A 24,604-nucleotide genomic window follows, 5' to 3' on the forward strand; every position below is an offset into this window, starting at 1 on the left:
GTGTGCAGCCCCAGGAAAGGACCCTCCATGGTTCGGAGAATTGTCGCCCGGATGCTGGTCGTGCTGATGGTCGGCGCCGCCGCCCTGGCCGGCACCGCGCAGGCCGCCCAAGCCTTCAGTCGCACCGTCTTCTGCGAGCGGGAAGGGCTGGTCATCGACTACATCGCCGACAACAACGACTTCCTCGGATCCGCCCGGTTCCACTGGTATGCCGGTTACTGGACGATCGACATCTACGACGCCAACCCGATCGACGGAGCCGTCATGTCGGCCCGCGTCGATGAGGGCGCGAAAGGTGTCCGCGAGTATTACTCGTTCGCGGAGCTCAGGGGAGACATCCGCAAGTGGCGGGCCGTCTGGAACGGCTACGCCTCCCGCTGGTACCCGGAGAACTCCTGCTACCCGCAGGACTAGTCGACGCGGACGGTGGGGAGGGTGCGTTGTAGCCAGCGTGGTCCCCACCAGGCGCGTTCGCCCAGCAGGCGCATTACCGCGGGCACGATCAGGCAGCGGATGACCAGGGCGTCCAGCAGGACCGCGGTGGCCATGCCCAGGCCCATCATCTGCAGCATGCGGTCGGGGCTGAGGACGAAGGCGCCGAAGACCACGATCATGATGGCGGCGGCGGCCGTGATGACGCTGCCGGTCGTGGCCAGGCCCTCGCGTACGGCGTGGGTGGCGTCGCGTGTGCGGGTCCACTCCTCGTGCATGCGGGAGACCAGGAAGACCTCGTAGTCCATCGACAGGCCGAACACGATGGCGAAGATGATGACGGGGACGAAGGCCTCGATCGGGCCTGGCGAAGCCCCCAGCCAGCCGTTCTGGAAGACCAGCACCATCACGCCGAGGGAGGCGCCGATGGAGAGCAGGTTGAGGATGGCTGCCTTGACGGCGATGGCTACCGAGCGGAAGACCAGCAGGAGCAGCAGCGCCGACAGGCCGACCACCGCGCCGATGAAGAGGGGGAAGCGGCGGTCGACGGCCGAGGCGAAGTCGACCGTGGCCGCGGTCGGGCCGCCGACCAGCACCCCGTCGGGCAGGTCGGCGCGCAGCTGTTCGACCAGGTCGGCGGTCTCGGCGTCCTGCGGCGACGTCGTGGGGAAGGCCAGGCTGGTCAGCAACTGCCCGTCTTCGGACGGCTGTGGGGGAGTGGCGTCCGCGATGCCGGCGTGCCGGCCCAGTTCCTCGTACGCGGTCTGGGCCTTGGTCTTGTCGCCGTTGAGGGTCACCACGATCAGCGGGCCGTTGGCGCCGGGCCCGAACGACGAGGCGATCAGGTCGTAGGCCTGCCGGGTGGTGCTGGTCGGCGCGTCGTTGCCCTCGTCGGCCAGGCCGAGCCGCATGCCGAGCGCCGGCGCGCACAAAGCGCCAAGAACGGCCACTGCGATGAGCAATGCAGGCACCGGGCGGCGCTGCACGAGCGTGGCCCACGAACGCCAGCGACGACCCGGAACGCGGCCGCGACGTTCGTTGCGCGCCGCGTGTTTGCGGATGCTGCGCTCGATCCGGCGGCCGAAGATGGTGAGCAGCGACGGCAGCAAAGTGAGCGAGGCGAGCATCGTCATGAGCACGGTCAGGGTGACGCTGAGCGCCACGCCCTCGAGCGAGCCCAGCCCGAGCGTGTAGAGGCCGAGCAGTGCGATGACGACCGTGGCGCCCGCGAACAACACCGAGCGTCCGGCGGTGTCCAAAGCTGTCCGCGCGGCCACCTCGCGGGTGACCCCGGCGAGCAACTCCGAGCGATATCGCGCAAAGACGAGCAGCGAGTAGTCGATGCCGACGCCCAGGCCGACCAGGATCAGCATCGGCGCCGTGTAGTCGGGGATCGTCAGCACGTGCGAGGCCAGCCCGACCAGGCCGAACGTCGTGCCCACGGCGAACACCGCGGTGATCAGCGGCAGCGCGGCGGCCAGCAGCGAACCGAACAGGAACAGCAGGATGATCAGCGCGGCGAGCATGCCGGCGCCCTCGCTCGCGCCGCCGCCCGACTCCTCGACCTCGCGGATGGCGTCGCCGGACAACTCCACGCGCAAACCGTCACGATCGTGCGCGAGCGCGGCGTCCATGATTGCGCGTTTGTCGCCGGCCGGGATGTAACCCGCGGCGTCGTCGAGCGCCACGGTCGCGAGCCCCACCGTGCCGTCGGGAGAGACTCCCCCCGTACGGGGGTCTGGTGGTTGAACTGCGGCCACATGGGCGAGACCGCGCAGGTCGGCGAGCAACGCGTCGATCCGGGCCTGCTCCGCCGCGATGCCGCGGGCCGACTGCACGACCACGGTCACGCTGTCGCCCTGCTGCTGCGGGCTGTGTTGCGCGTACGCGTCCAGAAGTTGCTCGGATTCGGTGCCGGGCAGCGAGAAGTCGTTCTGATAATCGCTGCCGGCGGCCGTGGACCCGCCGATGATCGCGGCCAGCGCCACGATCCACAGCGCGATGGCCGCCCAGTGGTGGCGTTGCGACCAGCCGGCGAGCCGGGTCATCCGGGTGTGGCGCTCCCCGTGCGGCGCGGCGGGCGGCGACTCGGTGGTGGTCAAGGGAAGTCTCCCTACATGTCGTCTGGCTACGTGTAGGCAGACAACGTATAGCGAAGTTGTGTAGGCTGTCTACATGAAGGCCGACGCGCTCCGTGGTCACCTCGACGCGCTGATCCTCGCGACCGTCGAGGGCCGGCCCCGGCACGGTTACGCGATCATCGAGGCGCTGGCGGCCCGCAGCGGCGGCGAGCTCGACCTGCCGACCGGCACCGTCTATCCGGCCCTGCGCCGGCTCGAGGCGGCCGGTTACCTGCGCAGCGACTGGTCCGACGACTCCGGCCGGCGCCGCCGCACGTACACGCTGTCTCGTTCCGGCCACAAACGACTGGCCGCCGCCCGCGAGGAGTGGGACCAGTTCTCCCGCGTCGTCGGCGACGTCCTCAAGCCGGCCTAGGGGTGATACCGGATGTGGCGGCCCGGCCCGATTGGCAGGATGGCCGGGTGACGTACCTCGCGGAGCTCGACGCCGCCCTGGTCGGGCCGCGGCGGGTCAAGCGTGACCTGCTGCAGGAGGCGGCCGGCCACCTGGAGGACGCGACCGCCGCCCTGGTCGAGCGGGGGTGGCCGGCCGACGAGGCCCGGGCGCGCGCGGAGGCCGACTTCGGGCCGGTCGCCGAGATCGCCGAGGCGTATCAGACCACGCTGGCCGTGGCCTCCTCCCGCCGTACGGCATGGATTTTGACCGTGTCTTTGATGTTCCAGCCGTTCCTGTGGGATCAGGGCCTGCGCCTGGCCGACGTGGCCGCCCCGGCGCACCCGACCGACGCGTGGTGGTTCGCCTTCCTCGACGAGCTGATCGAGCTCGGCGGCGCCGTCATGATCGCCGGCGCGGTCCTCGGCCTGCTCGCGACCGGCATCGGCAACCGCCTGCGCCCCGCCGGCCGCCGGATCGCGCGTGCCACGGCCCGGTTCACCCTGGTCGCCGCGGTCGTGCTGCCGATGATGGCCGCCGGCATGGCCGTCGGCGCGGGCCTCGGCCCCCTGGCCTGGCTCCTCGTCACGCTGCTGCTGGTGCTGCCACTCGCCGTGGCCGCGGTCAGCGCGCGACGGACCCTGGTGGCGACAGCTCCGGCCAGAGCTCGCCCGGATTGGGAAGCTCGGGTAGCGCAGCGCTCCGTCTGATCCTCTCCGGCCTGTGCGCCGGCCCACACCGCCGCGAGCTCTCGTCGTCGGGCCATTTTCGCTGCTCGCCGGGGGTTGCGGAATATCTCGGTTGTAGAGATGCTAGATAGCCTAGCGACCCCGTGAAGGAGCCGTCCATGCCCCCGCCCGGCCGTGACGAGCCCTGCCGCGAGCACGTCCGGCGCTATCTGGAGGCGCCGTTCGTCGCCGACCTGGCCCGGGCGCGGCTGGGGGACGAGCTGTTCGGCGAGGCCTACTGGCCCGACGTCGTCACGGCCGGGGTGCCGCCGTCGCTGCGCCGGGCCCTGGAAGAGTGGGTCACCCAGGACTCGACCCCCGACGAGGAGATCGCCGCGTTCATCGGCTGGCCCGTACCCAAGGTGCGCGAATATCGCTGACCGCACCCACGACAGAGAACCCGGTACCCATGAGTGACGACCTGCCGGAGCTGACCGAGGCCACCCTCGCCGTGCAGCACCTGATCGGCGCCTCCCGCGAGCTGGCCGCCCGCGCCTCGCGGGAGCTGGGCGTCAACGGCACCGACATGAACGCGCTGTCGCTGCTGCAGCAGTACGGCCCGATGGGCCCGGCCGAGCTGGCCTCCCGGCTGGGCATCCGCTCGGCCTCGGTGACGGTGCTGATCGACCGCCTCGAGCAGGCCGGCCACGTGCAACGCACCAGCCACCCCAAGGATCGCCGCCGGGTGACCGTCTCGGCCACGCCGACCGCGCGGGCGGCCACCCTGCAGTTCCTGCGCCCGTCGATCCTGGCCATCGACGCCCTGAGCCGTTCCCTCGACGCCGACGCGCAGCAGATCGTCACCACGTTCCTGCGGGACGCGACACGCGCGATGGACCCCTGACGGACGGTGCGGCCGGGTCGGGCGCCGAGGGCAGGTCTAGGCTGAGTTGCGTGGATTCCGCGGAGGTGACCAGCGCCGGCGAGCGGCTGCGCCGTCTGGAAGCCGTGGCCGATTCCGCACTGTCCCGCCTGGACGTCGCCGATCTGCTCGACGAGCTTCTCGACCGGGTGTGCGACCTGATCGACGCCGACACGGCGGCGATCCTGCTGCTCGATCCGAACACCCGCCAGCTGGTGCCGACCGCGGCCAAGGGCCTCGGCGACGAGGTGCGCCGGGGCGTCCGGATCCCGGCCGGGCACGGTTTCGCCGGGCGCATCGCCCGGGAGCGGCAGCCGATCGTGCTCACCGAGGTGGGCCCGCACGACGTGGTCAGCCCGCTGCTGGCCGAGCGGGTCCGCTCCCTGCTCGGCGTGCCGATCTTCGCCGCCGGTGACGTGATCGGCGTGCTGCACGTCGGCACCCTCCTCCCGCGGGCGTTCACCGACGACGACATCCGCCTGTTGCAGCTGGCCGCCGACCGGGCCAGCGCGGCCGGGCAGATCCGCTCCCACCAGATCGAGCAGGCGGCCGCGCTGGCCCTGCAGCGCAGCCTGCTGCCGCCGAAGCTGTCGGCCCTGCCGGGTCTGGCCGCGGCGGCGCGCTACGAGCCCGGTCACGGCTTCGGCGTCGGCGGCGACTGGTACGACCTGTTCACCCTGCCGTCGGGCTGGCTCGGCGTGGTCATCGGCGACGTCTCCGGGCACGGGCTGGCCTCGGCCGTGGTGATGGGCCGCATCCGCAGCGCCCTGCGCGCCTACGCCCTGATCTCGGGCGACCCGGCCGAGGTGCTGACCCTGCTCGACCAGAAGGTTCAGCACTTCGAGGCGGGCAGCCTCACCACCTGCCTGTACGCCATGATCAGCGCCGACCGGGAGACCGTCCTGCTCTCCTGCGCCGGGCACCTGCGTCCCCTGCTGGCCGTGCCCGGGCACCTCACGGCGCTGCTCGACGTCCCGGTCGACCCGCCGCTCGGCATCATCCGGCGGCGGGCCCGCCGGCGTTCGACGGCCGTCGACTTCGCGCCGGGGTCGCTGCTGATGTGTTACACCGATGGGCTCGTCGAGCGCCGCGACCAGATCATCGACGTCGGCATCAAGGCGCTGACCGACACGGTGCACGCCGACGACCCGGAATCGGCGTGCACCGCCGCCATGTCGGTCGTGGCGGGCCGGACGCCGAGCGACGACATCGCCGTCCTGTCGCTGCGCCGCACCTGAGTGTCAGCCGCTCTTCGGGGCGGGCATAGCAAGGCGATGCACCTCACGGACGACTCCGTCACGCTCGAGGCCGCGCTGGACCCGCTGGTTCTCGCGCTCGACATCGGCTCCACCGCCACCCGCGGCGGCGTGCACGACGCGTCCGGGCGGCGGGTCCACGGGCTGCAGCACAAGGTGCCGCACGCGTTCACCGTCGCGCCCGACGGCACCTCGGTCATCGACCCCGGCCAGGTGAGCGCCGAGGTCGAGCAGGTCATCGACGCGGTCACGGGCGACCCGCGGCTGGCCACCCGCATCACCGGAGTCGCGATGGACACTTTCGCCGCCTCGCTGATCGGGGTCGACGCGTCGGGGCGCGCGCTCACCCCGTGCCTGACCTACGCCGACTCCCGCAGCGCGAAGGCGGTCGCCCAGCTGCGCCAGGAGCTTGACGAGCACGCCGTGCAGCAGCGCACCGGCACCCGCCTGCACACCAGCTATCACGCCCCGCGCCTGCGCTGGCTCGCGGCCGAGCAGCCGGGCCTCGTCACGCGCGTCGCCGCCTGGTGGTCGCTGGGGGAGTACGTCTGGTCCCGGCTGATCGGCCAGCCGCTGGCCGGCACGTCGACGGTGGCGTGGACCGGGCTGCTCGACCGCCGTACGGGGGAACTTGATCCTGAGCTGCTCGCCGTCGCGGGTCTCACTCCCGAGCAGCTGTCGCCGCCGACCGACGACAGCGTGCCGGCCCCGTCACGCTGGGCCGCCCTGGCCCGGGCCGCCTGGTTCCCGGTCATCACCGACGGCCTGGCCAGCAACATCGGCTCCGGGGCGCTCGACGCGACAGTCCTCACCGCGGCCACCGCGACCAGCGGCGCGCTGCGCGTGCTGCTCGACGGCCCGGCCGACCCGCTGCCGTTCGGGCTGTGGAACTACCGGGTCGACGCGCGGCGCACGCTGCTCGGCGGCGCGATCAACGACGTCGGCCGCGCGGTCAGCTGGGCCGAGGCCACCCTGCGGCTCAGCCCCGACCTGGCCGGTGTGCTCTCCGCGCCGCCGAGCGAGGCGACGCCGCTGGTGCTGCCGTATCTGACCGGGGAACGCGCGCCCGGCTGGGCCGGTGGGGCCCGCGCCACGCTGACCGGGGTCTCGGCCGCCACCGACGCCGACGGGCTGTTCCGCGGCATCATCGAGGGCGTGGCCATGACGTACGCGCGGGTGGCCGCGGAACTGCACCCGGCCGCCCCGCAGGTCGTCGAGGTCGCCGCGGCGGGCCGGGTCAGCAACGACCAGCCGGAGTGGCTGCAGGTGCTCGCGGACGTGCTCGACCGGCCCGTCACCCACGTGACCCGCTCGCGCGCCACCCAGCGGGGCACGGCGTTGCTCGCCCTCGACGTGCTGGCGCCGGGGATCGAGCGCGCGGCCCGGACGACCGGGAAGACGTACGAGCCGCGGGCCGCGCACCACGACTATTACGCGGGCCGCCGGGAACGGTTCGCCGAGCTGTACGACACGGTCGTGCACGGCTGAAGGTCAGCTACTGACCGGCCGGGCTTTCTGACTGAGCGGGTGTCGGCGCGGCCGGGCGCTGGGCCTGCTCCGGGTCGAGGGACGGGCCCGGTGCCAGCAGGCTGACGATCTCGCTCGGCACGGCCACCGGCTTGACCTTGCCGTAGCCCAGCTTCGTCAGCAGGTCGGGGTTGGCCAGCGGAAACATCGTGCCCGTGTCGGTGACGACGCCGACCGTGCCCAGCTGCGGCGACTCCGGGTTGGGGAGCGAGCCGACCACGGCCCCGCTGCCCCGCGGCACGTGCACGAAGTTGGCGCGCACCTGCCCCGGCGTCTCCGACTGCGGGATCGCCGTGCCCTCCGGAATGTCCGGGTCGATCCGCACCCCGTCGCGGGCCTGGTCGCGGATCGGCAGCGTCACGCAGGCCCGCTGCGGGGTGCCCTCGGCCAGCGCCGGAACGGTCGCCGGGAGGGCGCCGGCCTGACCGGCGTCGCTGATCTGCGCCTGCGAGGCCCGCAGGTCGACGAAGTTGTTCACCGGCACCGGCGGCTGCGCCCCCTGAACGGCCCGCAGCAGCATCGCCTGGAACTGGGTCACCGCGGCGACACCGTCGGACAACAACACCGCGAACTGGGTCTGGTTCACGTCGGTGATGACTTGGCCGACCTTGAGCCCCGCCACGGGGGAGTTGCCGTTCGGATTCGGCAGCTGCGGCGCGACCAGGTCGGGCCCGCTCGGAATGGCGTTGATCCACGCCGTGGTGACCGGCCACGGCGTCTGCGCGTTGTAGCCCAGCGCGTTCTGGGTGCGCCGCTCCGCGCCGGGCGGGATGCTGAACTTGCGGTTCCCGTCGACCAGCGAGACCCGGCCGTTCGGCTCGCTGACCAGCAGCGCCTCCCGCTTCGTGCTCGCCGGCCGCCCGCCGCCCGGCGCGGTGCCGACGAGCACGGTCGAGCGCAGCCCCGCGTCCTCACGCTGCGTGCACACCGACCACGAGCCCGGGAGCAGCGCCGACTTCTCCGGCAAAGAGTCGGGCGCCCCCGCGATGCCCAGGGCCGGCCCGATCGGCACATCGGACAATTTGCGCGCCGAGATGCCCTTGACCGCGGCCGGTGACCCCTCGGCCAGCAGCAGCCCCGAGGTGTAGTTGAGCACCGGATGCAGCCGGCTGTCCGCCTTCAGATACACGAACTGCGCGCCCGTGCCCTTCTCCTGCAGGATCACGCTCGAGTCGCGCGGATCGGTGTTGCCGTTGCCGGTCAAAATCCCGTAGATCGCCGTGGCCCCCACCGCGAGCGAGGCGATCAGCAGGCTGACCAGCGCCGTTGTCCCCGCCCGGCGCATCGGCGACCGCGCCGGATCCGGATCCCGGCTGACCAGGGCCGCCACCACTCGCTGCATCGCGTACTGATACGAGTGGAGCTGATCCTGGCGCGTGGGCATGGCCTCACTGTAGAGGCCCCGTTCGATGCCCCACCGCCCCGCCGTCCCCGTCTCAAGATCAACCACTTTCCCGTACGCGAGTGGCCGCCCTCAAAAGCAGCAAGCCCGTCCCCAAGGTCCCTCGCGACCTGCGGAAGCCGCCGGGCCGTAGCGCGGGCTCCGGCCGTGGTGCAACTCGAGCACGTTATTGCGGCCGCTGAGCCGACACGTCTTTTAGGTAGCCGTTCATCGTGGTGCAGACCTCGTCGACGAAGCGCGTGAACTCGTCGAGCAGTTCGGGTGGATAGCCGTCCATCATCCGGCCCATGCGCTCGGCGAGCGGCCCGAAGAAGTCGTTCACCAGCGCGTCGACGCCCGGGGTGGCGCGCAGGGTGACCAGGCGGCGGTCGGCGCTGTCGCGCACCCGCACGATGTGGCCGGCCTCCTCGAGCCGGTTGAGCAGCGACGAGGTCGCCCCCGCGGTCAGGCCGATGCGCTGGCTGAGCTCGGACTGGGTCAGCGCCGCCCCGCGGTCCTCGGCCTCGAGGATCTCGGTCAGCGCCTTGGCGTCGCTCTGGTGCAGGCCGGTCGCGACACCCAGCCGCCGGCCGAGCTCGCCGTACGCGAGGCCGTGGTTGCGCAGCGCCGCCAGCAACCGATCGCGCTGCTCGGATCCCGCGCTCGGAGCGTTGCCCGCCACATCCACCTCCGCCGACGTCGTGGTCCCAAAGGTATCACCGTCAAATACTCACAACGTGGAACCGTCAGTCGTTAAAGCCGTTTGATGGCGTGATAGTTTGATCGTGTAACCAACTTGGGGGGACGGCCATGCCCGTTGAAGAAGCCGGCTACCGCAGGTGGCTGGGGCTCGTAGCGATCGCGCTCGGGGTCGCGATGATCGTGGTCGACACCACGATCGTTAACGTGATCACGCCGGCGGTCATCGAGGACCTCGGCATCAACTCGACGCAGGCGCAGTGGATCCAGGAGTCGTACGCCATCGTCTTCGCGGCGCTGCTGCTGATCTTCGGCCGCGTCGCCGACCTGATCGGCGCCCGGCGGGTGTTCGCCGTGGGCGTCGTCGTCTTCGGCGTCACCAGCCTGCTCGCCGGGCTGGCGCCCAGCGGCGAGGTGCTGATCCTGGCCCGGTTCCTGCAGGGCGTCGGCGGGGCGATGCTGCTGCCCACCTCGCTGTCGCTGCTCAACCAGACCTTCCGCGGCAAGGAACGCGGTCAGGCGTACGCCGTCTGGGGGTCGACCATCGGCGCGGCCACCGCCGTCGGCCCGGTCATCGGCGGCTGGTTCGCCGAACATGCCAGCTGGCGATGGGCGTTCGGGATCAACGTCCCGCTCGTGGTGCTGATCTTCATCCTGACTGTCGTGTTCATCACGCCGTCGCCGCGCTCGGCCGGGCGCATCGACGTCCCCGGCGCGCTGCTTTCGGTCGCCGGGCTCGGCGCACTCGCGTACGGGCTGGTCGAGGGCCGCACCTACGGCTGGGTGACGAGCATCCGGGGCGCCGACGTCGCCGGTCTGTCCCCGGTGTTCCTCGCCCTGATCGTCGCGGCGGTCACCTTGACGCTGTTCGTGCTGCGGCAGATCCGGCTCAGCCGGTCCGGGCAGCCGCTCATGGACACCCGGCTGTTCCGCATCGCCTCGTTCCGCAACGGCAACCTCGCCACCGTGATCATCGGGCTCGGCGAGTTCGGCATCGTCGCCGTCCTGCCGCTCTGGCTGCAGTTCACCCTCGGCTACTCCTCGCTGCAGGCCGGCGCCGCCCTCGTGCCCCTGGCCATCGGCAGCTTCGTCGCCAACGGCATGAGCTTCGGCCTGGCCGAGAAGCTGTCCGCCCTCAGCTTCGTGCGCCTCGGCCTCGCCCTGGAAGCCGCCGCGCTCGCCGCCCTCGCCGTGGTCGCGGCCACCACCTCCGCGCCCTGGTGGTCGATCGCGATCGCCATGTTCGTCTACGGCATCGGCGTCGGCTTCGCCACCGCGCAGGTCACCAACGTCGTGCTCGCCGATGTGCCGCCCACCGAGGCCGGCCAGGGCTCGGGCATCCAATCCACCTTCCGCCAGCTCGGCTCCGCCCTCGGCATCGCCGTGCTGACCACCATCTTCTTCTCCGCCCTCGGCAACCAGGTCAAGGACACGCTCACGACGAACGGCCAGTTCCCGGCCGACCAGATCGACCGTTACGCGGCCACCGTCACGGACAGCGCCGGCGCCGCGATCGCCCCGCTCGCCGCCGATCCCGCCACCGCGACGGTCGCCGACGCCGCCCGCACAGCCATGGCCGACGGCATCGCACTGGGCTCGGCCATCGCCGCCGGCCTGCTGCTCCTCGGCCTGGTCGCCACCCTGCTCATCCCGGCCACCCGCCGCACCCGCGACGAGGAGCCCGCCCCGCAGGAGGCCGAGCCGGTGCATTGACGACCGAACCGCTGACCCGGCGCGGGGTGTGCGGCGGCCGTACGCTGTCGGGGGCCGGAAACCGGGAAGAGGAGCGGGACGTGGCAGCGGACAACGACGCCAAGCTGGCGGTGCTCATCGATGCCGACAACGCGCAGTCGCGGATCATCGAGGCGTTGCTGGCGGAGATCGCGAAGTACGGCACCGCGCACGTCAAACGGGCGTACGGGGATTGGACCGGGCCGAACCTGAAGGGCTGGAAGGACGAGCTGCTCGCCCAGTCGATCCAGCCGATGCAGCAGTTCGCGTACACGAATCGGAAGAACTCGACCGACTCGGCCATGATCATCGACGCGATGGACCTGCTCTACACGGGAAGGTTCGACGGGTTCTGCATCCTGTCGAGCGACAGCGACTTCACCCGGCTGGCGTCGCGCATCCGGGAGTCGGGGCTGACCGTGTACGGCTTCGGTGAACGCAAGACGCCGAAGTCGTTCGTGGCGGCCTGCGACAAGTTCATCTACACCGAGAACCTGACCGGGCCGACCGCGCCGGAGCCGGTGCAGCTGAGCGCGGCCGAGCAGCTGCGCAGCAACTCGGCCCTGGTCAACCAGCTGCGTAACGCCGTCGAGGCCGCCTCCGACGACGACGGCTGGGCGACGCTCTCGCACGTCGGGCAGATCCTCACCAATCAGAGCCCGGATTTCGACTCGCGCACGTACGGCTACAGCAAGCTGAGCGACCTGATCGGCGCGATCACCCTGTTCGACCTGGAACGGCGCGACCTCGGGCAGGGCAAGAAGGCCGTGTTCCAGGTCCGCGACAAGCGCCGCCGTACGAAGAAGGACGCGTAACGCTGTCACACCCGAGCGGGCTGCCCGGTCTGAGCAGGTGACCGAGACAGAACGCGAAGGGTGTGATGGGGATGAAGATCGCCGTGCTGGGTGGGACCGGACTGGTCGGGTCGCAGGTCGTCACCATGTTGCGGGAGCACGGTCACGAGGCCGAGCCGCTGTCGCCGTCGAACGGGGTCGACCTGCTCACCGGTGACGGGCTCGACGACGGGCTCAAGGGCGCCGACGTGGTGGTCAACCTGACGAACTCGCCGACCTTCGACGAGAAGTCGCCCGCCTTCTTCCAGCAGACGATGGACAACATGCTGGCGGCGGCGCAGCGTCAGGGGGTCGGGCACGCGGTCATCCTGTCGATCGTCGGCGTCGACCAGGTGCCCGCGCTCGACTACTACCAGGCCAAGGTGCTGCAGGAGGACGTGCTCAAGGCGGGCCCGATCCCGTGGTCGATCGTGCGGGCGACGCAGTTCTTCGAGTTCGTGAAGTCGGTGCTGTCGTGGACGTCCGACGAGCACACCGTACGGCTTCCGGCCACGCCCGTGCAGCCGCTCGCGTCGGCCGACATCGCTCGCGCCGTGGCCCAGGTCAGCGCGGGCGAACCGCTGCGTGGGGTGCGCAATGTGGGCGGCCCCGAGGTGTTCACGCTCGACGAGCTGGGCCGCATCGCGCTGCAGGCCCAGGGCGACACGCGCGAGGTCGTGGTCGACCCGGCGGCCGGCATGTTCGCCGCCGTGCCGGGCAGCGTCCTGACCGCCCCGGCCGACGCCGTGATCGCCAAGACGACGTTCCGCGAATGGCTCGCCACCCAGAAGTAGCCGGCGGCGTTCCGGCCGGCGGGGACGACTACCCGTCGGCCGGAAAGCGTCCGAACGCGTTATCGACGAGCGCGCGACCGTGTCCGAAGATGACCGGCATGGTGCTCGCGGTGATCCTCGTCCTGGTGGGTGCGTTCGTCCTCTACCGCGGCGTACGGGAATGGCTGCACCTGCGCCGCCTGCGCAGCGACGGCAGGCAGTCCGTCGGCACGGTGACCGGGCATGAGCTCAAGCCGGGCGGGAGCCGCGCGGTCATCGTCGCCTACACCGACGACCTCGGCACGCCACGCCAGCTGACGAGCAACCTGTCATCCGCGAAACCCACCATCGGCGTCGGCGAGCCGGTGACCGTGCGCTACCTGACCGGCGACCCGGCCAGCGCATTCCTCGACGAGCGCCGCGAAAACGTCCGCAGCCTGCTCTTCTACATCATTCTGGGCCTGGGCTTCACCGCAGCCGGCCTGGCCTCAGCCCTCCGCGACTGACGCCGGTCAGGACCGTTCGGCGTCCTCGGGAATCCAGGAGCCGGCCCACGCCGGATCGTAGGCCCGCACCGCCTCGACGAACTCGTCCGGCGGCCGATAGCGGTGGGCCGTCACGTAAGGCCAGACGAGGGTCGGCGCGGCGAACATCTTCCCGTCGCCGTCCGGAACCCTGATCTCGGCGTGCCCAGAGGCACGACGCCGGCCGCATGAGCAGCAGTAAGCATGCCGTCGGGACGAGACGCGCGTCGCGTTGACCTGAATCCCCGCAATGACATCGAGCAGCGCGTCCGCAAACCAGTCCGGCGTCGTCCCGGTCGCGAACTCGTGCGGGGCGTCCAGCCAGCCCACATTGATCCGCTCGTGGCGCGGCCGATATTCGATCCACTCGTCGGCGATTCTGAGGCTTTCGAGTTCCCCGTACGAGTAAGGGCTGAGCTCCTCGAAGTGGGTCATGTGTCGTACAGCCCGTCCCAGGGCGCGTGGAAGCCAAGCCGGTCGGGATAGAGCTCGGCCCAGTCGACGTGGACCCCGTCGCCCGCGCGGTCGCCGGACTCGTCGACCAGGCCGAACAGGATGCCGTCGTGGTGGGTCTCGAACAGCTCGACCGCGATGTCGCCGTAGACCTTGCCGGGCAGGTCGGCGAGCAGCGTGTCGAGTTCCGAATCCATCGCCGTACGGCTGCTGACCCGCTGGACGATCGAGCGGCGGTGGACACCTTCGGGCGTGAACAGGTGCACGTAGATGTGCTGATCCCAGCCGGACGCGAGGAACAGCCCGTCGTCGTAACGGCCGATCGTGTCCGTTCGATAGTCGGGTTCGTAGGCGATCGGGATCAGCTTCGGCACCGGCACGCGATCAACGTAGCAAAGCGCCATCCGCGGCCAGCCGGTGCAGCTTCTCGGCGCTTTCCGTTCCGAGCGCGGCCGTGTAGACGACAAATTCCTGCGACTGGTCGGGATCGAGCAGTCGCTGGCAGTCCAGCTGCAACCGGCCCACTACGGGATGCTCGAAGGCGAGCGATCCGCAGTACGGGCCGGCCACCGGGTGGCCGGGGGCGCGTCGGCGCCGGCCCCGGGGGAGTCCCACGTCCTCGGGTTGCACGGCCTCACGGCGCGTACGGAGGTAGGCGGCCAGCCGGGCGCGGTCCATCGGGTCAGGCCACCAGCTCGGCGGAGACGTCCCAGAGCCGGGCCGCGTCCGGGAGCGAGCGGGCGGGGCGGTAGAGCGCGAGTTCGGCCGGCCCGCCGGTGAACTGGCCGAAACCGTCCGGCCCGTACAGCCGGCCGCCCCGCGCCGACGGGTCGGTCGCCGCGTACAGGGTTGGCCGGAGGCCCTGGTCGACACCTTGCACGAAGATGCCCAAACGCGCGAAGAACGCCGTGACGGCCGCCAACCGGGCCGGCTTGCTGCGGCCCAGGTTCGGGCCCGCCGCGTACAGGCCGGTCAGGGTGGTGCCGAACTGCAGCTCCAAACAGTCGGCAGTGACATGCCGGACCGGCGGGGCCATCACACCCGCATTGTTGACCAGAATGTGCACCGGCCGCTCAACCGTCGCGGCAAAGGCGGCTACCGATTTCAGCGAGGCCAGGTCGAGCTCGGCCGTCCGCACCCGGGCCGACGGCACCTCGGCCTTTATCGTCGCCACGGCGGCCGAACGCTTGGCGGCATCCCGGACCGGCAGGATCAGCTCGACACCCGCGGCGGCAAGCCGAGTGGCCAGGCCGAGCCCGACGCCACTGCTCGCCCCGGTCACGATCGCCAGTTTGTCGTTCACTTTGTGCTCCTTGGCCCGATCGAACGCCCCGACGACGGCCGGGCCGCAACTTCGACCCCACGGTGGCTCGCCGCAGCCGCTACAACCATGGCCTGCCAATACAAGCCTCCGGCCGGACAAGCATCCCCTGGAGTCGATGACGTCGGTCGCGTCTTCCTCGCCGCCCACGCGGGACGGGGTGAAGCGGCGTCGCATTGGGCGGCCGGGGTGAGGGTGGCGAGGAGGTGAGCGGCGGGGCAGAGGGCGCGGGCGATGCGAGTGACAGGGCAGGGGCAGCGGGGATGAGGCGGTGGGGATTTATGAGCGGCACGGCAGAGGGTCGCAACGATGTGAGCGGCGCGGCAGAGGGTGCGGGGATGAGAGCGGCTGGAATGGGGTGCTCGGGGAGAGGACGCGAGGAAGCGGGGGCAGCAAGGGACGGCAGGCGGCGGCTGCACTCCAGCGCGAAGTTAGTGTCGGTGCCAGTTGGTTAGCTTGTTTGGGTTGAGGACGATCCAGAGTGTGGTGATCCCGGCGGGGGAGTAGACGGCGGCGACGACGGCGAGGGCCGTCCCCTCTGGCGAGCGCACCACGAGACCCGGCCTTCCGTTCACGCTCGCCACCGTCGGCACGGGGCGGCCGGCAGCCCCCGACTCGTCACCGTGTCGCCTTCGAGGCCACGTAGGAGGCGGCGTCAGGATTCCGAGGAGCAGCTGCGCGACCTCTGCGGCGCCCAACGCTGGGGTCGCCGGGACGGGCACCAGGCCGCCGCCGTCGCACAGGGCTACTACGTCGGCGGCCAGGCAGGCCTTAATCGCGGCGAGGTCGGTCAGGGCGCAGGCGTCCGCGAGGCGGCGGACGGGGTGCATCGACGTTCAGCAACGGTCAGCCGCGTCCGCCAGCCAGCGTCCGATCCGGAGAAGGGGGTGAGGATGTGGCTACCTCGCCGCCGGTTTCGAAGGCTTGGCGGGGGTGTTGGACTGAGGCTAGGGAGACTATGTCGCGGCCGAAGAACAGGGCTGTTGCCCAGACCGCGGCGACGCGGATCTTGCGCTCCCAGGTGGGTACGGCCAGGACGTGATAGCCGCGGTGCATGAGCCATGCCGGGAAGCCCTTGATGACGATGCGGTGCCATTGGAAGATGCCGCGGCCCAGGCCCAGCGTCGCCACGGTGCCGAGGCTGTGGTGGACGTACGGCTTGGGCTCGCGGCCACGCAGCACGGCGACGATGTTCTTGGCCAGCAGCCGCCCCTGGCGCACGGCGTGTTGCGCGTTCGGCACCGTCGCCGTTCCGGGCTGGTTGATCGCCAGGTCGGGCACGGCGGCGTCGTCGCCCGCGGCCCACGCGTCGGCGACCGGGGCCTCGTCCGTCCCGATGCGCAGATCAGCCCGTACGGTGACCTGGCCGCGCGCGTCGATGGGCAGGTCGGTGTGGTTGTGGACCAGCGGGTTGGCGCCGTTGCCGGCCGTCCACACGATGAGCTCCGAATCCCACTCCTCGCCGGTCGACAAAACGACGTGACCGTCCACGGCCGAGCGAAGTTGCGCATTCAGGTGCACGTTTCCGCCGCGCCGCCGCAGATGGCTCACCACCCAGCGGCCGGGTTCGTCGGTCACTTCGGGCAGAATGCGGTCGCGCGCCTCGACGAGGTGGAACTGCAGTTCGTCGGCCGACAGCGCCGGATACTTCTTGACCAGCGACTGGGCCAGCGACAGCAATTCGCCGAAGCCCTCGACACCCGAGAATCCGCCCCCGACAAAGGTGACGGTCAGCAAACGGCGCCGGGCGGCAGACGGCGGCAGCACGGCGGCCTGGTCGAACGCGGTCAGCAGCCGGTCGCGAATGGCGACGGCCTCCTCCACGTGCTTCATCCCGATCGCGCTTTCGGCCACGCCGGGAATGGCGAGTTTGCGGGTCACCGCCCCCGCCGTGACGACCAGGATGTCGTACGGGATCTCGAATTCCTCGCCCACGGCGGGCCGCACGACGACCGTACGGTGGGCATGGTCGATCTTTGCCACGCTGCCGTTCACCAATTCCGTCGTCCGCAGGTGACGCCGCAGCGACACGGCGGCATGCCGCGCCTCGACCGAACCGGCTACCACCTCGGGCAGGAAAGGCTGATAAGTCATGTACGGCCGCGGGTCGACCACGATGACCCGGGCCTCGCCCCGGCGGAGCTTCTTCTCCAAGCCCCAAGCCGTGTAGAAGCCCGCATAACCCCCGCCAACCACCAAGATCGTTCGCACTGTGCCTCCCTGTTCACTGACTAGGACAGGATGGGCGGCGATTTTGTGACAGCTTCTCAGCGGAACGCGGCGACTTTTTCCTGGTTCATGATCCACAGCAGCTGGTCGATGCCGTCGTCGGAGGCGGTGAGCGTCAGCACCGCCTTGATCTCGTCGCCGGTCTGCAGCACCGCGGCGGGCCGGCCGTTGACGACGACGAAGCGCGGCTCGATGCCGTCCCACCAGAACGACGAGAACCCGGCGATGAAACGAGCGACTTTGTTCGCGCCGATGACGATTCGGCGGGCGGCGTGCTTGGCCCCGTTGCCGTCGGTGATGCTGGCCACCTCGGCGGCGAACAATTTCTCGAGCCCGGCCAGATCTCCCGAGCGGGCGGCCGTGATGAAAGTGGCGAGCAATTCCCGCTGGGCCGAGACCGACACGGGCGCTTTGCGTTCCCCGGTCACGTGTTTCCGGGCCCGCGAGACCCATTGCCGTACGGCCGGTTCGTTGCTCTGCAGAATCTCCGCGATCTGCCCGTACGGGTAATCGAACGCCTCCCGCAGCACGTAGGCGGCTCGTTCGGTAGGGGTCAGCTTCTCCAGGAGCATGAGGACCGCGAATTCGAGGGCGTTGCCGGTTTCCGCGCCCAGATAGGGATCGGCGCTGGTGTCCACGGGCTCGGGCAGCCACGGACCGATGTACGTCTCCCGGCGTACGCGGGCCGATTGAAGCTGGTTGATGGCGAGGCGGGTGGTGGTCGTGGCCAGGAAAGCGCCCGGATTCTCCACGGTCTCGCGGTCGTAACCCTGCCAGCGCAGCCACACGTCCTGCACCAGATCCTCGGCCTCGGTGGCGCTGCCGAGCATGCGATAGGCGATCCCGAAAAGGCGCGGCCGCACCTCAGTGAAGACCCTCGCCGCCTCGTTCAGATCGCCCAGACCCATTCCGCCCCCTTCCGGCAGTCTCATCCTGTCTTTGCGATCACCAGAAAGCCAGTGACGCACGCCTCGTCGGTGCGATTCCGTTCCCGGCCGGGCGGGTATGGTCGCCTGGGTGAATTCCTGGATCGAGCACGCCATCTGGTGGCACGTCTATCCGCTCGGCTTCGGCCGCCTGACGAAGATCACCGGCTGGCTCGACTACGAGGTCGAGCTGGGCGCCAACGGGCTGCAGCTCGGCCCCATCTTCGCCTCCGAGTCGCACGGCTACGACACGGTCGACCACTTCCGCATCGACCCGCGGCTCGGGGACGACGCCGACTTCGACGCGTTGATCGCGGCGGCACGGAAAAAGGGCGTACGGGTGCTGCTCGATGGTGTTTTCAACCATGTGGGCCGCGGTTTTCAGGCCCCGGCGCACTGGTTCACCGGCGGCGATTTCGAGGGCCACAGCAGTCTGCGCGAGCTCGACCACACGCAGCCGGAGGTGCTCGACCACGTCGTACGGGTGATGGACCACTGGCTGGAGCGCGGGGCCGACGGGTGGCGGCTCGACGCGGCATACGCGGTGGATCCGGCGTTCTGGAAGGCCGCGCTCGACCGCGTGCGCCCGAAACACCCGGACGCGTGGTTCGTCGGCGAGGTCATTCATGGCGACTATCGCGCGATCCTGCGCGATTCCGGTCTCGACGCGCTCACCCAGTACGAGCTGTGGAAGGCCATCTGGAGCAGCCTCAACGACGGCAACTTCTTCGAGCTGGCCTGGGCCCTCGAACGGCACGCGGAACTGCTGCCGGCCGGGCTGCCGATGACCTTCCTCGGCAACCACGACGTGACGAGGATCGCCAGCAAGCTCGACGACCCGCGTCACCTCGGCCACGCGATCGCGATCCTGTGCACGGTGGCCGGCGTCCCGAGCATCTACTACGGCGACGAGCAGGCGTTCCGCGGCGTGAAGGAGGAACGCGAGGGCGGCGACGACGAGATCCGTCCCGCCTTTCCCGACAGCCGCGACTCGCTCTCCCCGCTCGGCTGGCCCACCTATCGCCTGTACGAGACCCTGATCGGGCTCCGGCGCCGGAACCCCGGCATCGCGCACTCCCCGACGACCGCGACGCACCTGACGAACACCGCGGTGGCGTTACGGACAGGTTCGCTCACTCTGCTGCTCAACGTGGGCGACGACGAATACCGCTTCCCCGACATCGCGCCGGGCGCGCAGGTGCTCGAATCCTCCGAGCCGGCCGGCGAGCCCGCGCTGGTGCCCGCCCACGGCTGGTCGGTGCTGACATGGTGAACCTGCGGCTGGTGTTTCCCCAGTGGCAGGGCGCCGGCTCGTCCAGCGTGCGCGAACTGGCCCCCGAGTTCCCGTTCGACACGGCCCGCCGGGGCCAGCGTGGCCCCCTTCGCCGCGCTGGCCGAGCGCTACGGCGACGACCTGGCGATCGTCTGGATCGATTCGCATCCCGACATCGGCACGCCGGCCAGCCACTATCCGGGCTTCCACGCGATGGCCGTGGCCGCCCTGACCGGGCGGTTGGTGTCCGGCTTTCCGCTGCTCGGCGGCTCTTGAACCGCATCGGTGACTCGCCGACCTCGCGTTTGAACGAACCGCGAACCAGCACCATCGAGCGTACGAGGTCGTCACCGGTATCCGTCGGCATTTGCGGGGCGGCCCGGGGGCCATCACCTCCCTGAAGTAGCGCGGGAAGTCGGGGCGGCTGCCGTCGACGTCGGTCAGGCCGTATTCGAGGGCCAGCTCGATGCTGGACAGGGTCTGGCCGGTGAAGCGCGCCCGAGCCGGGTCGGCGGCCAGCGCGGCCACGCCCCGGCCGACGAAGCGCGGAGACTCGGTGATGCCGAAATGCTCGGTCTCCGCCGACTGCCATGTCTCTTCGGTGACGCCGTACTTGTCGAGCATGCGCTCCGACCGCAGCCACCCCGGAGTGACCGCCACGGCGGCGGCCCCGTGCGGGCGCAGCTCGGCCGCCTGGGCCTGGGCGAGCCGGATCACCGAGACCTTGACCAGGTCGTAGTAGACCGATTCGCGATACTCTCCGTCGATCGCCTTGCCGTCGGTCATCTCGACGACCAGCCCGCCCGGCCGCCGGATCAGCAGGGGCAGCGCGTGATGGCTGGTGATCAGGTGGGTGTCGACGCCCTGGTGCAGCATGCGCAGGCCGCGCTCGACCGAGTGCTCCCAGATCGGCTTGCCCCATTCGGTGAACATGTCACCGCCCCACACGTTGTTGACCAGCACGTCGAGCCGGCCCTGCTCGCCCGCTATTCGCTCGGCGAGCGTTGCGACCTCGGCCGGGACGCTGTGATCAACCCGTACGGCAAGGCCTTTGCCCCCGGCCGCGTCGACGGCCTCGGCGGTCTGCTCGATGGTCTCGGGCCGATCCATCTCGGAGCGGCCCGCGACCCGGCTCGACCGGCCGGTGACATAGACGGTGGCGCCGAGCGCGCCCAGCTCGACGGCGATGGCCCGGCCCGAGGCCCGGGTCGCCCCGGCCACGAGCGCGACTGTCGATGCGGTCATGCCCGAGATCCTGGCACCGGGGTCTGACAAAAAACGGGGACTCAGGGGGCGGGTAGTAGTGCCTTGACCAGATCGGAGAGGGCGTCGGCGATCTGCTCCTCGCCGGCGGTCGACAGCGGAGGCACGGCGATCGAGGCGCGCAGCATGGTGGTGCCGAGGACGGCGCCGAGCAGGATCTGGGCGCGGAGCACGGCGGCGTCGTCCGGTTCCCGCACCGACGGGTTGGTGGCGGTGGCCAGGCGGCGGCTGATCGAGTGCAGCAGGCTGCGGCGCATCTCGTCTGTGCGCTCGTCGCCGGAGGAGCGGACGAGCAGCAGCAGCGCCTCGTGCACGCGGGGGTCGTCGGCCGAGCCGGCGATCCGGTGGGCCATCGTGGCGGCGATGTCGGCGGGGGAGGAGGAGCGGTCCGCGTCCTGCTTGAGGTCGGTCACGGCGCTGGTCAGGCACGCCTCGAACAGGCCCTCCTTCGAGGCGAAGTAGCGGTTGATCAGGGCGACGTTGACCCCGGCGCCGTCGGCGATGTCGCGGACCGTGGTGGTGGCGAAGCCGTGGCGCGCGAAGTGGTGGCGGGCCGTGTCGAGCAGGAGCTGACGGGTCTGGGCCGCGTCGCGCCGCCGGGGGGTGGCTGCCACCGGTCGAACCTCCCGTTGCTTGGAGCCCTGTCTAAGTAGTGGTCGGGGGAGCGTAACGCGACCGCAACGCGATGTAAACATGCATTGACTTTGCGGTGGTGTGACGTAAGCAATTGTTGACTTGAGGCCACGAGGTGGGTCTAATGGCATAAGTAAGCAAGCATTTACTTCCAGCCTCGGGGACGACATGACCCACACCATCGACGAGAGCGGCCCCGCCGCCTCATTGCCGACCGAGGGCAAGCGCCCCGGCGGCGGCCTGCTCGTGCTCTATCTGGCCCTGGGCGGCCTCGCCTTCGCGGTGTTGCAGTCGCTCGTCTCGCCGGCCCTGGCCACGATCGGGCGCGACCTGCAGGTCTCGACCGCCGACGTCAGCTGGATCGTCACCGCCTACCTGCTGTCGGCCTCGGTGCTCACGCCGATCCTGGGCCGCCTCGGCGACATGGCCGGCAAGCGCAAGATCCTCATCATCGTGCTGGCCATCCTGGCCGTCGGCACCGTCGTCGCCGCGCTCGCGCCCAACCTGGCCGTGCTCATCGTCGGCCGCGTGCTGCAGGGTGCGGCGGGCGCGATCCTGCCGCTGTCGATCGGCATCATCCGCGACGAGCTGCCCCGCGAGCGGGTCGCCACCACGGTCGGCCTGATCTCGGCGATCTTCGGCATCGGCGCCGGCATCGGCATCGTCGCGGCCGGCCCGATCGTCGAGCACCTGTCGTGGCACTGGCTGTTCTGGCTGCCGCTGGCCCTCGTCGTCATCGCCCTGATCGGCGCGATCTTCGGCATGAAGGAGTCCCCGGTGCGCACGCCGGGCAAGCTCGACGTCGTCGGCGCCACGATCCTGTCGGTGTCGCTGGTCGGGCTGCTGCTGGCGATCAGCAAGGGGCAGGCCTGGGGCTGGGGCGACGCCAAGACCATCGGGCTGCTGGCGCTGGGTGTCGTCGGCCTGATCGTGTTCGTCCTCGTCGAGCTCAAGGTGCGCGAGCCGCTGATCGACATGCGCCTGATGAAGGTCCGCGGCGTGTGGGCCACCGACCTGGTCGCGCTCATCCTCGGTTTCGCCATGTTCGGCACGTTCCTGCTGGTCCCGACGCTGATCCAGCTGCCCGCGGAGACCGGCTACGGCTTCGGCAAGTCGGTCTCGCAGGCCGGGCTGTTCCTGCTGCCCACCGTGGTCATGATGGTGCTGTTCGGCCCGCTGGCCGGCATCCTGAACCGCAAGTTCGGGCCCAAGCTGCCCATGTTCCTCGGCGCCGTGTTCGTGGTCGTCGCCTTCGCCCTGCCGGCACTGGCCCACGGCGAGATCTGGCAGGTGCTGCTGTCCGGCATCCTCACCGGTGCGGGCATCGGGTTCGCCTTCGCGGCCATGTCCAACGCGATCATCGAGGCCGTCCCGGCGACCCAGACCGGAGAGGCCACAAGCGTCAACACCATTGCCCGTACGATCGGCAGCTCCATCGGCACCGCGGTGGTCGCCGCCGTGATCACCTCGAACACCACGCCGCAGGGCCTGCCCACCGACGACGCGTTCACGGTCGGCTTCTGGGTCTGCGCCGCCGTGGCCGTGCTCGCCATCGGGGCCGCGCTCGCCCTGCCCTCGGCGCACCGCCGCCACGAGGAGGCCGTCTCCCACGGCGTCGACGACCTGCCGCCCGAGCCCGCCGAGCTGCACCTGCCCCACTCGCACAGCCGGGGCTGAAGCACAACGGCTCGACCGTCCGAGCGTTATCCACAGTCCGAGGTTGTCCACAGGCCACCCCGCAAAGATCGCCCTCAGCTGGCAGGATGGGAGTTGGGTGGGGGTCCCCCTTGGTAGGGCGGGTTAGGGCTGGTTGGGGACTGTGAAGATCCGTCAGGGCCGCGTTCACCGCAGAGGTGAGCGCGGCCCTTCGGCGTCTTCCGGGTGCGCGACCTCGTCGGTGGCGGCCCATGAGGCCAGCAGGGCCAAGTTGTGCGCGCTAGGAGAGCCCGGCTCGGCCGAGAAGATGGTCAGGGTCAGCTCCGGCTCGGCCCGCAGATCCATGCTCTCGTACGCCAGCTCGAGATCGCCCACCACGTGATGCCGGAAGTGTTTGACGCCCGTGCCGTGGATCCGCACGTTGTGGGCGCCCCACCGCCGCCGGAAGTCGTCGCTGCGGGTGGACAGCTCGCCCACCAGATCGTGCAGCGCCTTGTTGCGCGGATCTTTGCCGGCCGCCGTACGCAGGTTGGCCACCAGCATGTCGGCCGCCAGCTCCCAGTCGGGATAGAACCGGTGCGCGGCGCTGTCGAGGAACGTGAACCGGCCCAGATTGGGCGCCCCGGCGTAGACGTCGGCGTACATGGCCCGGCCCAGCAGGTTCGCCGCGATCAGATCCTGCTGCAGGTTGACCACGATGGCCGGGCTGGTGATCGCGTCGAGCGACCACTGCAGGCTGGGCCGCGTCGCCTGCGGCTTCGGGCGGCGGCTCGGTTTGAGCAGCGCGTTGCTGCCGTTGGCGGCCTGGGCCAGGCGTACGAGGTGGGCTCTTTCGGCGTCGTCGAGCTGCAGCGCCCGGGCTATCGCGTCGAGCACCCCGGAGGACGCCCCGGCCAGCGCCCCGCGCTCGAGCTTCGCGTAATACTCCACGCTCATCCCGGCCAGCGCCGCCACCTCGCTGCGCCGCAGCCCCGGCACCCGCCGCGGCCCGGCCGACGGCACCCCGGCCCGCTCGGGCGAGATCTTCGCGCGGCGGGTGGTCAGGAAGTCACGCACTTCGGCTCGGTTGTCCACTTCTCCGACGGTACGACGCGTCACCCCGCCGTGGGATGTACTGGTGGTACACCCATCGCCGGTGACTTCCTCGCGTACGGGGGAAAGAGTGTGCTGTGGCCATGGAGATCGTGAAACCGCAGCAGACCAGCAAGGCCCCGGCCGAGTGGTTCACCGGGGACGTCTGGTGGGATGTCATCCACGCGGGGCAGCCGCCGTCGAGGTCACGGCTCAACCTGGTCCGCTTCGCGCCGGGCGCCCGCACGCATTGGCACAACCACGTGCTCGGTCAGACCCTGCACGTCGTGTCGGGGGTCGCCCTGGTCGGCACGCGCGACGGCATCGTGCTGGAGGTGCAGCCCGGCCAGACCGTGTCGTGCCCGCCCGGCGAGGATCACTGGCACGGCGCCACCGCCGACCGGTTCATGGAGCACCTCGCCCTGTGGGAGGGGCCCGGCGACGGCACGCCCGAGACCGCCTGGCTCGAACCGGTGAGCGACGAGACCTACAACGCCCGCTAGACAACGGAGAGAAACC

25 protein-coding genes and 1 pseudogene are annotated in these 24,604 nt (G+C 70.6%); 14 read left to right on the top strand and 12 right to left on the bottom strand.

Features of this window, described 5'->3' with window-relative positions; all coding sequences use genetic code 11:
* Positions 1-27 precede the first annotated feature (27 nt).
* The gene (locus JKJ07_RS31175) at positions 28-414 is read left to right on the top strand and encodes a hypothetical protein (protein WP_202995440.1); all 387 of its coding nucleotides are present in this window, start codon (positions 28-30) and stop codon (positions 412-414) included.
* Here the strand turns inward: JKJ07_RS31175 and JKJ07_RS31180 are convergent.
* On the bottom strand, positions 411-2,534 hold the full coding sequence (locus JKJ07_RS31180; RefSeq protein ID WP_236030173.1) for an MMPL family transporter: 2,124 nt from the start codon (positions 2,532-2,534) through the stop codon (positions 411-413). The two genes, JKJ07_RS31175 and JKJ07_RS31180, sit on opposite strands and share 4 nt — an antisense overlap.
* Positions 2,535-2,607: 73 nt before the next feature.
* Here JKJ07_RS31180 and JKJ07_RS31185 point away from each other — a divergent pair, with 73 nt between their 5' ends.
* The 6 genes from JKJ07_RS31185 to JKJ07_RS31210 all read left to right on the top strand — a co-directional run bounded on the left by JKJ07_RS31185 (position 2,608) and on the right by JKJ07_RS31210 (position 7,280).
* A complete protein-coding gene (locus JKJ07_RS31185; RefSeq protein ID WP_202995441.1) occupies positions 2,608-2,928 on the top strand; it encodes a PadR family transcriptional regulator in 321 nt (106 codons plus the stop codon).
* Positions 2,929-2,975: 47 nt separating this feature from the next.
* Positions 2,976-3,656: a permease prefix domain 1-containing protein gene (locus JKJ07_RS31190; protein WP_202995442.1), complete on the top strand. Its 681-nt coding sequence runs from the start codon at positions 2,976-2,978 to the stop codon at positions 3,654-3,656.
* A 137-nt stretch (positions 3,657-3,793) separates the two neighbouring features.
* Entirely contained in the window at positions 3,794-4,054 is a 261-nt protein-coding gene (locus JKJ07_RS31195) for a hypothetical protein (protein ID WP_202995443.1), read from the top strand.
* Positions 4,055-4,083: 29 nt separating this feature from the next.
* The gene (locus tag JKJ07_RS31200; protein WP_202995444.1) at positions 4,084-4,518 is read left to right on the top strand and encodes a MarR family winged helix-turn-helix transcriptional regulator; all 435 of its coding nucleotides are present in this window, start codon (positions 4,084-4,086) and stop codon (positions 4,516-4,518) included.
* 50 nt (positions 4,519-4,568) lie between these two features.
* Positions 4,569-5,774 carry a PP2C family protein-serine/threonine phosphatase gene (locus tag JKJ07_RS31205; protein ID WP_202995445.1) on the top strand — a complete coding sequence of 402 codons (1,206 nt, stop codon included), beginning with the start codon at positions 4,569-4,571 and terminating at the stop codon, positions 5,772-5,774.
* Between the two features lie 36 nt (positions 5,775-5,810).
* Positions 5,811-7,280 carry a gluconokinase gene (locus tag JKJ07_RS31210; RefSeq protein ID WP_202995446.1) on the top strand — a complete coding sequence of 490 codons (1,470 nt, stop codon included), beginning with the start codon at positions 5,811-5,813 and terminating at the stop codon, positions 7,278-7,280.
* A gap of 7 nt (positions 7,281-7,287) precedes the next feature.
* On the opposite strand, the gene eccB is transcribed toward JKJ07_RS31210, so the two are convergent.
* Positions 7,288-8,703: a type VII secretion protein EccB gene (eccB, locus tag JKJ07_RS31215; protein ID WP_202995447.1), complete on the bottom strand. Its 1,416-nt coding sequence runs from the start codon at positions 8,701-8,703 to the stop codon at positions 7,288-7,290.
* 184 nt (positions 8,704-8,887) lie between these two features.
* A complete protein-coding gene (locus JKJ07_RS31220; RefSeq protein ID WP_202995448.1) occupies positions 8,888-9,382 on the bottom strand; it encodes a MarR family winged helix-turn-helix transcriptional regulator in 495 nt (164 codons plus the stop codon).
* A 128-nt stretch (positions 9,383-9,510) separates the two neighbouring features.
* On the opposite strand from JKJ07_RS31220, the gene JKJ07_RS31225 reads away from it, so the two are divergent.
* The 4 genes from JKJ07_RS31225 (at position 9,511) to JKJ07_RS31240 (ending at position 13,242) form a co-directional block, all read left to right on the top strand.
* Entirely contained in the window at positions 9,511-11,112 is a 1,602-nt protein-coding gene (locus JKJ07_RS31225) for a DHA2 family efflux MFS transporter permease subunit (RefSeq protein WP_202995449.1), read from the top strand.
* Between the two features lie 80 nt (positions 11,113-11,192).
* The gene (locus JKJ07_RS31230) at positions 11,193-11,945 is read left to right on the top strand and encodes an NYN domain-containing protein (protein ID WP_202995450.1); all 753 of its coding nucleotides are present in this window, start codon (positions 11,193-11,195) and stop codon (positions 11,943-11,945) included.
* A gap of 71 nt (positions 11,946-12,016) precedes the next feature.
* Positions 12,017-12,757, top strand: a complete 741-nt coding sequence (locus tag JKJ07_RS31235) for an SDR family oxidoreductase (RefSeq protein WP_202995451.1) — start codon at positions 12,017-12,019, stop codon at positions 12,755-12,757.
* A gap of 98 nt (positions 12,758-12,855) precedes the next feature.
* Entirely contained in the window at positions 12,856-13,242 is a 387-nt protein-coding gene (locus tag JKJ07_RS31240; RefSeq protein WP_202995452.1) for a DUF3592 domain-containing protein, read from the top strand.
* A 6-nt stretch (positions 13,243-13,248) separates the two neighbouring features.
* On the opposite strand, the gene JKJ07_RS31245 is transcribed toward JKJ07_RS31240, so the two are convergent.
* From JKJ07_RS31245 to JKJ07_RS31270, 6 genes are all read right to left on the bottom strand, one after another.
* The gene (locus JKJ07_RS31245) at positions 13,249-13,695 is read right to left on the bottom strand and encodes a DUF7919 family protein (RefSeq protein WP_202995453.1); all 447 of its coding nucleotides are present in this window, start codon (positions 13,693-13,695) and stop codon (positions 13,249-13,251) included.
* On the bottom strand, positions 13,692-14,093 hold the full coding sequence (locus tag JKJ07_RS31250) for a hypothetical protein (RefSeq protein WP_202995454.1): 402 nt from the start codon (positions 14,091-14,093) through the stop codon (positions 13,692-13,694). Before JKJ07_RS31250 ends, JKJ07_RS31245 begins: the two co-directional genes overlap by 4 nt.
* A 4-nt stretch (positions 14,094-14,097) precedes the next feature.
* The gene (locus JKJ07_RS51300; RefSeq protein ID WP_202995455.1) at positions 14,098-14,391 is read right to left on the bottom strand and encodes an MmyB family transcriptional regulator; all 294 of its coding nucleotides are present in this window, start codon (positions 14,389-14,391) and stop codon (positions 14,098-14,100) included.
* 4 nt (positions 14,392-14,395) lie between these two features.
* The gene (locus tag JKJ07_RS31260; protein ID WP_307834491.1) at positions 14,396-15,016 is read right to left on the bottom strand and encodes an SDR family NAD(P)-dependent oxidoreductase; all 621 of its coding nucleotides are present in this window, start codon (positions 15,014-15,016) and stop codon (positions 14,396-14,398) included.
* Positions 15,017-15,880: 864 nt separating this feature from the next.
* The gene (locus JKJ07_RS31265) at positions 15,881-17,245 is read right to left on the bottom strand and encodes an NAD(P)/FAD-dependent oxidoreductase (protein ID WP_202995457.1); all 1,365 of its coding nucleotides are present in this window, start codon (positions 17,243-17,245) and stop codon (positions 15,881-15,883) included.
* Positions 17,246-17,301: 56 nt separating this feature from the next.
* Positions 17,302-18,171 (bottom strand): RNA polymerase sigma-70 factor, encoded by an 870-nt coding sequence (locus JKJ07_RS31270; protein WP_202995458.1) that lies wholly within the window; start codon positions 18,169-18,171, stop codon positions 17,302-17,304.
* 109 nt (positions 18,172-18,280) lie between these two features.
* On the opposite strand from JKJ07_RS31270, the gene JKJ07_RS31275 reads away from it, so the two are divergent.
* A complete protein-coding gene (locus JKJ07_RS31275; protein WP_307834492.1) occupies positions 18,281-19,462 on the top strand; it encodes an alpha-amylase family glycosyl hydrolase in 1,182 nt (393 codons plus the stop codon).
* Positions 19,463-19,897: 435 nt separating this feature from the next.
* Here JKJ07_RS31275 and JKJ07_RS31285 read toward each other — a convergent pair.
* Both JKJ07_RS31285 and JKJ07_RS31290 read right to left on the bottom strand, forming a co-directional pair.
* Positions 19,898-20,707 (bottom strand): annotated as a pseudogene (locus JKJ07_RS31285) (SDR family oxidoreductase); the annotation flags it as partial.
* Positions 20,708-20,748: 41 nt separating this feature from the next.
* Complete coding sequence (locus tag JKJ07_RS31290; RefSeq protein ID WP_307834493.1) at positions 20,749-21,339, bottom strand: TetR/AcrR family transcriptional regulator; 591 nt, start codon at positions 21,337-21,339, stop codon at positions 20,749-20,751.
* A 187-nt stretch (positions 21,340-21,526) separates the two neighbouring features.
* Here JKJ07_RS31290 and JKJ07_RS31295 point away from each other — a divergent pair, with 187 nt between their 5' ends.
* Complete coding sequence (locus JKJ07_RS31295; protein WP_202995461.1) at positions 21,527-23,035, top strand: MFS transporter; 1,509 nt, start codon at positions 21,527-21,529, stop codon at positions 23,033-23,035.
* A gap of 165 nt (positions 23,036-23,200) precedes the next feature.
* On the opposite strand, the gene JKJ07_RS31300 is transcribed toward JKJ07_RS31295, so the two are convergent.
* Entirely contained in the window at positions 23,201-24,088 is an 888-nt protein-coding gene (locus JKJ07_RS31300) for a helix-turn-helix transcriptional regulator (protein WP_202995462.1), read from the bottom strand.
* Positions 24,089-24,189: 101 nt separating this feature from the next.
* On the opposite strand from JKJ07_RS31300, the gene JKJ07_RS31305 reads away from it, so the two are divergent.
* Complete coding sequence (locus JKJ07_RS31305) at positions 24,190-24,588, top strand: (R)-mandelonitrile lyase (RefSeq protein WP_202995463.1); 399 nt, start codon at positions 24,190-24,192, stop codon at positions 24,586-24,588.
* Positions 24,589-24,604 lie beyond the last annotated feature (16 nt).

The organism is Paractinoplanes lichenicola (assembly GCF_016785085.1).
In the GTDB taxonomy this organism is placed as follows: domain Bacteria; phylum Actinomycetota; class Actinomycetes; order Mycobacteriales; family Micromonosporaceae; genus Actinoplanes; species Actinoplanes lichenicola.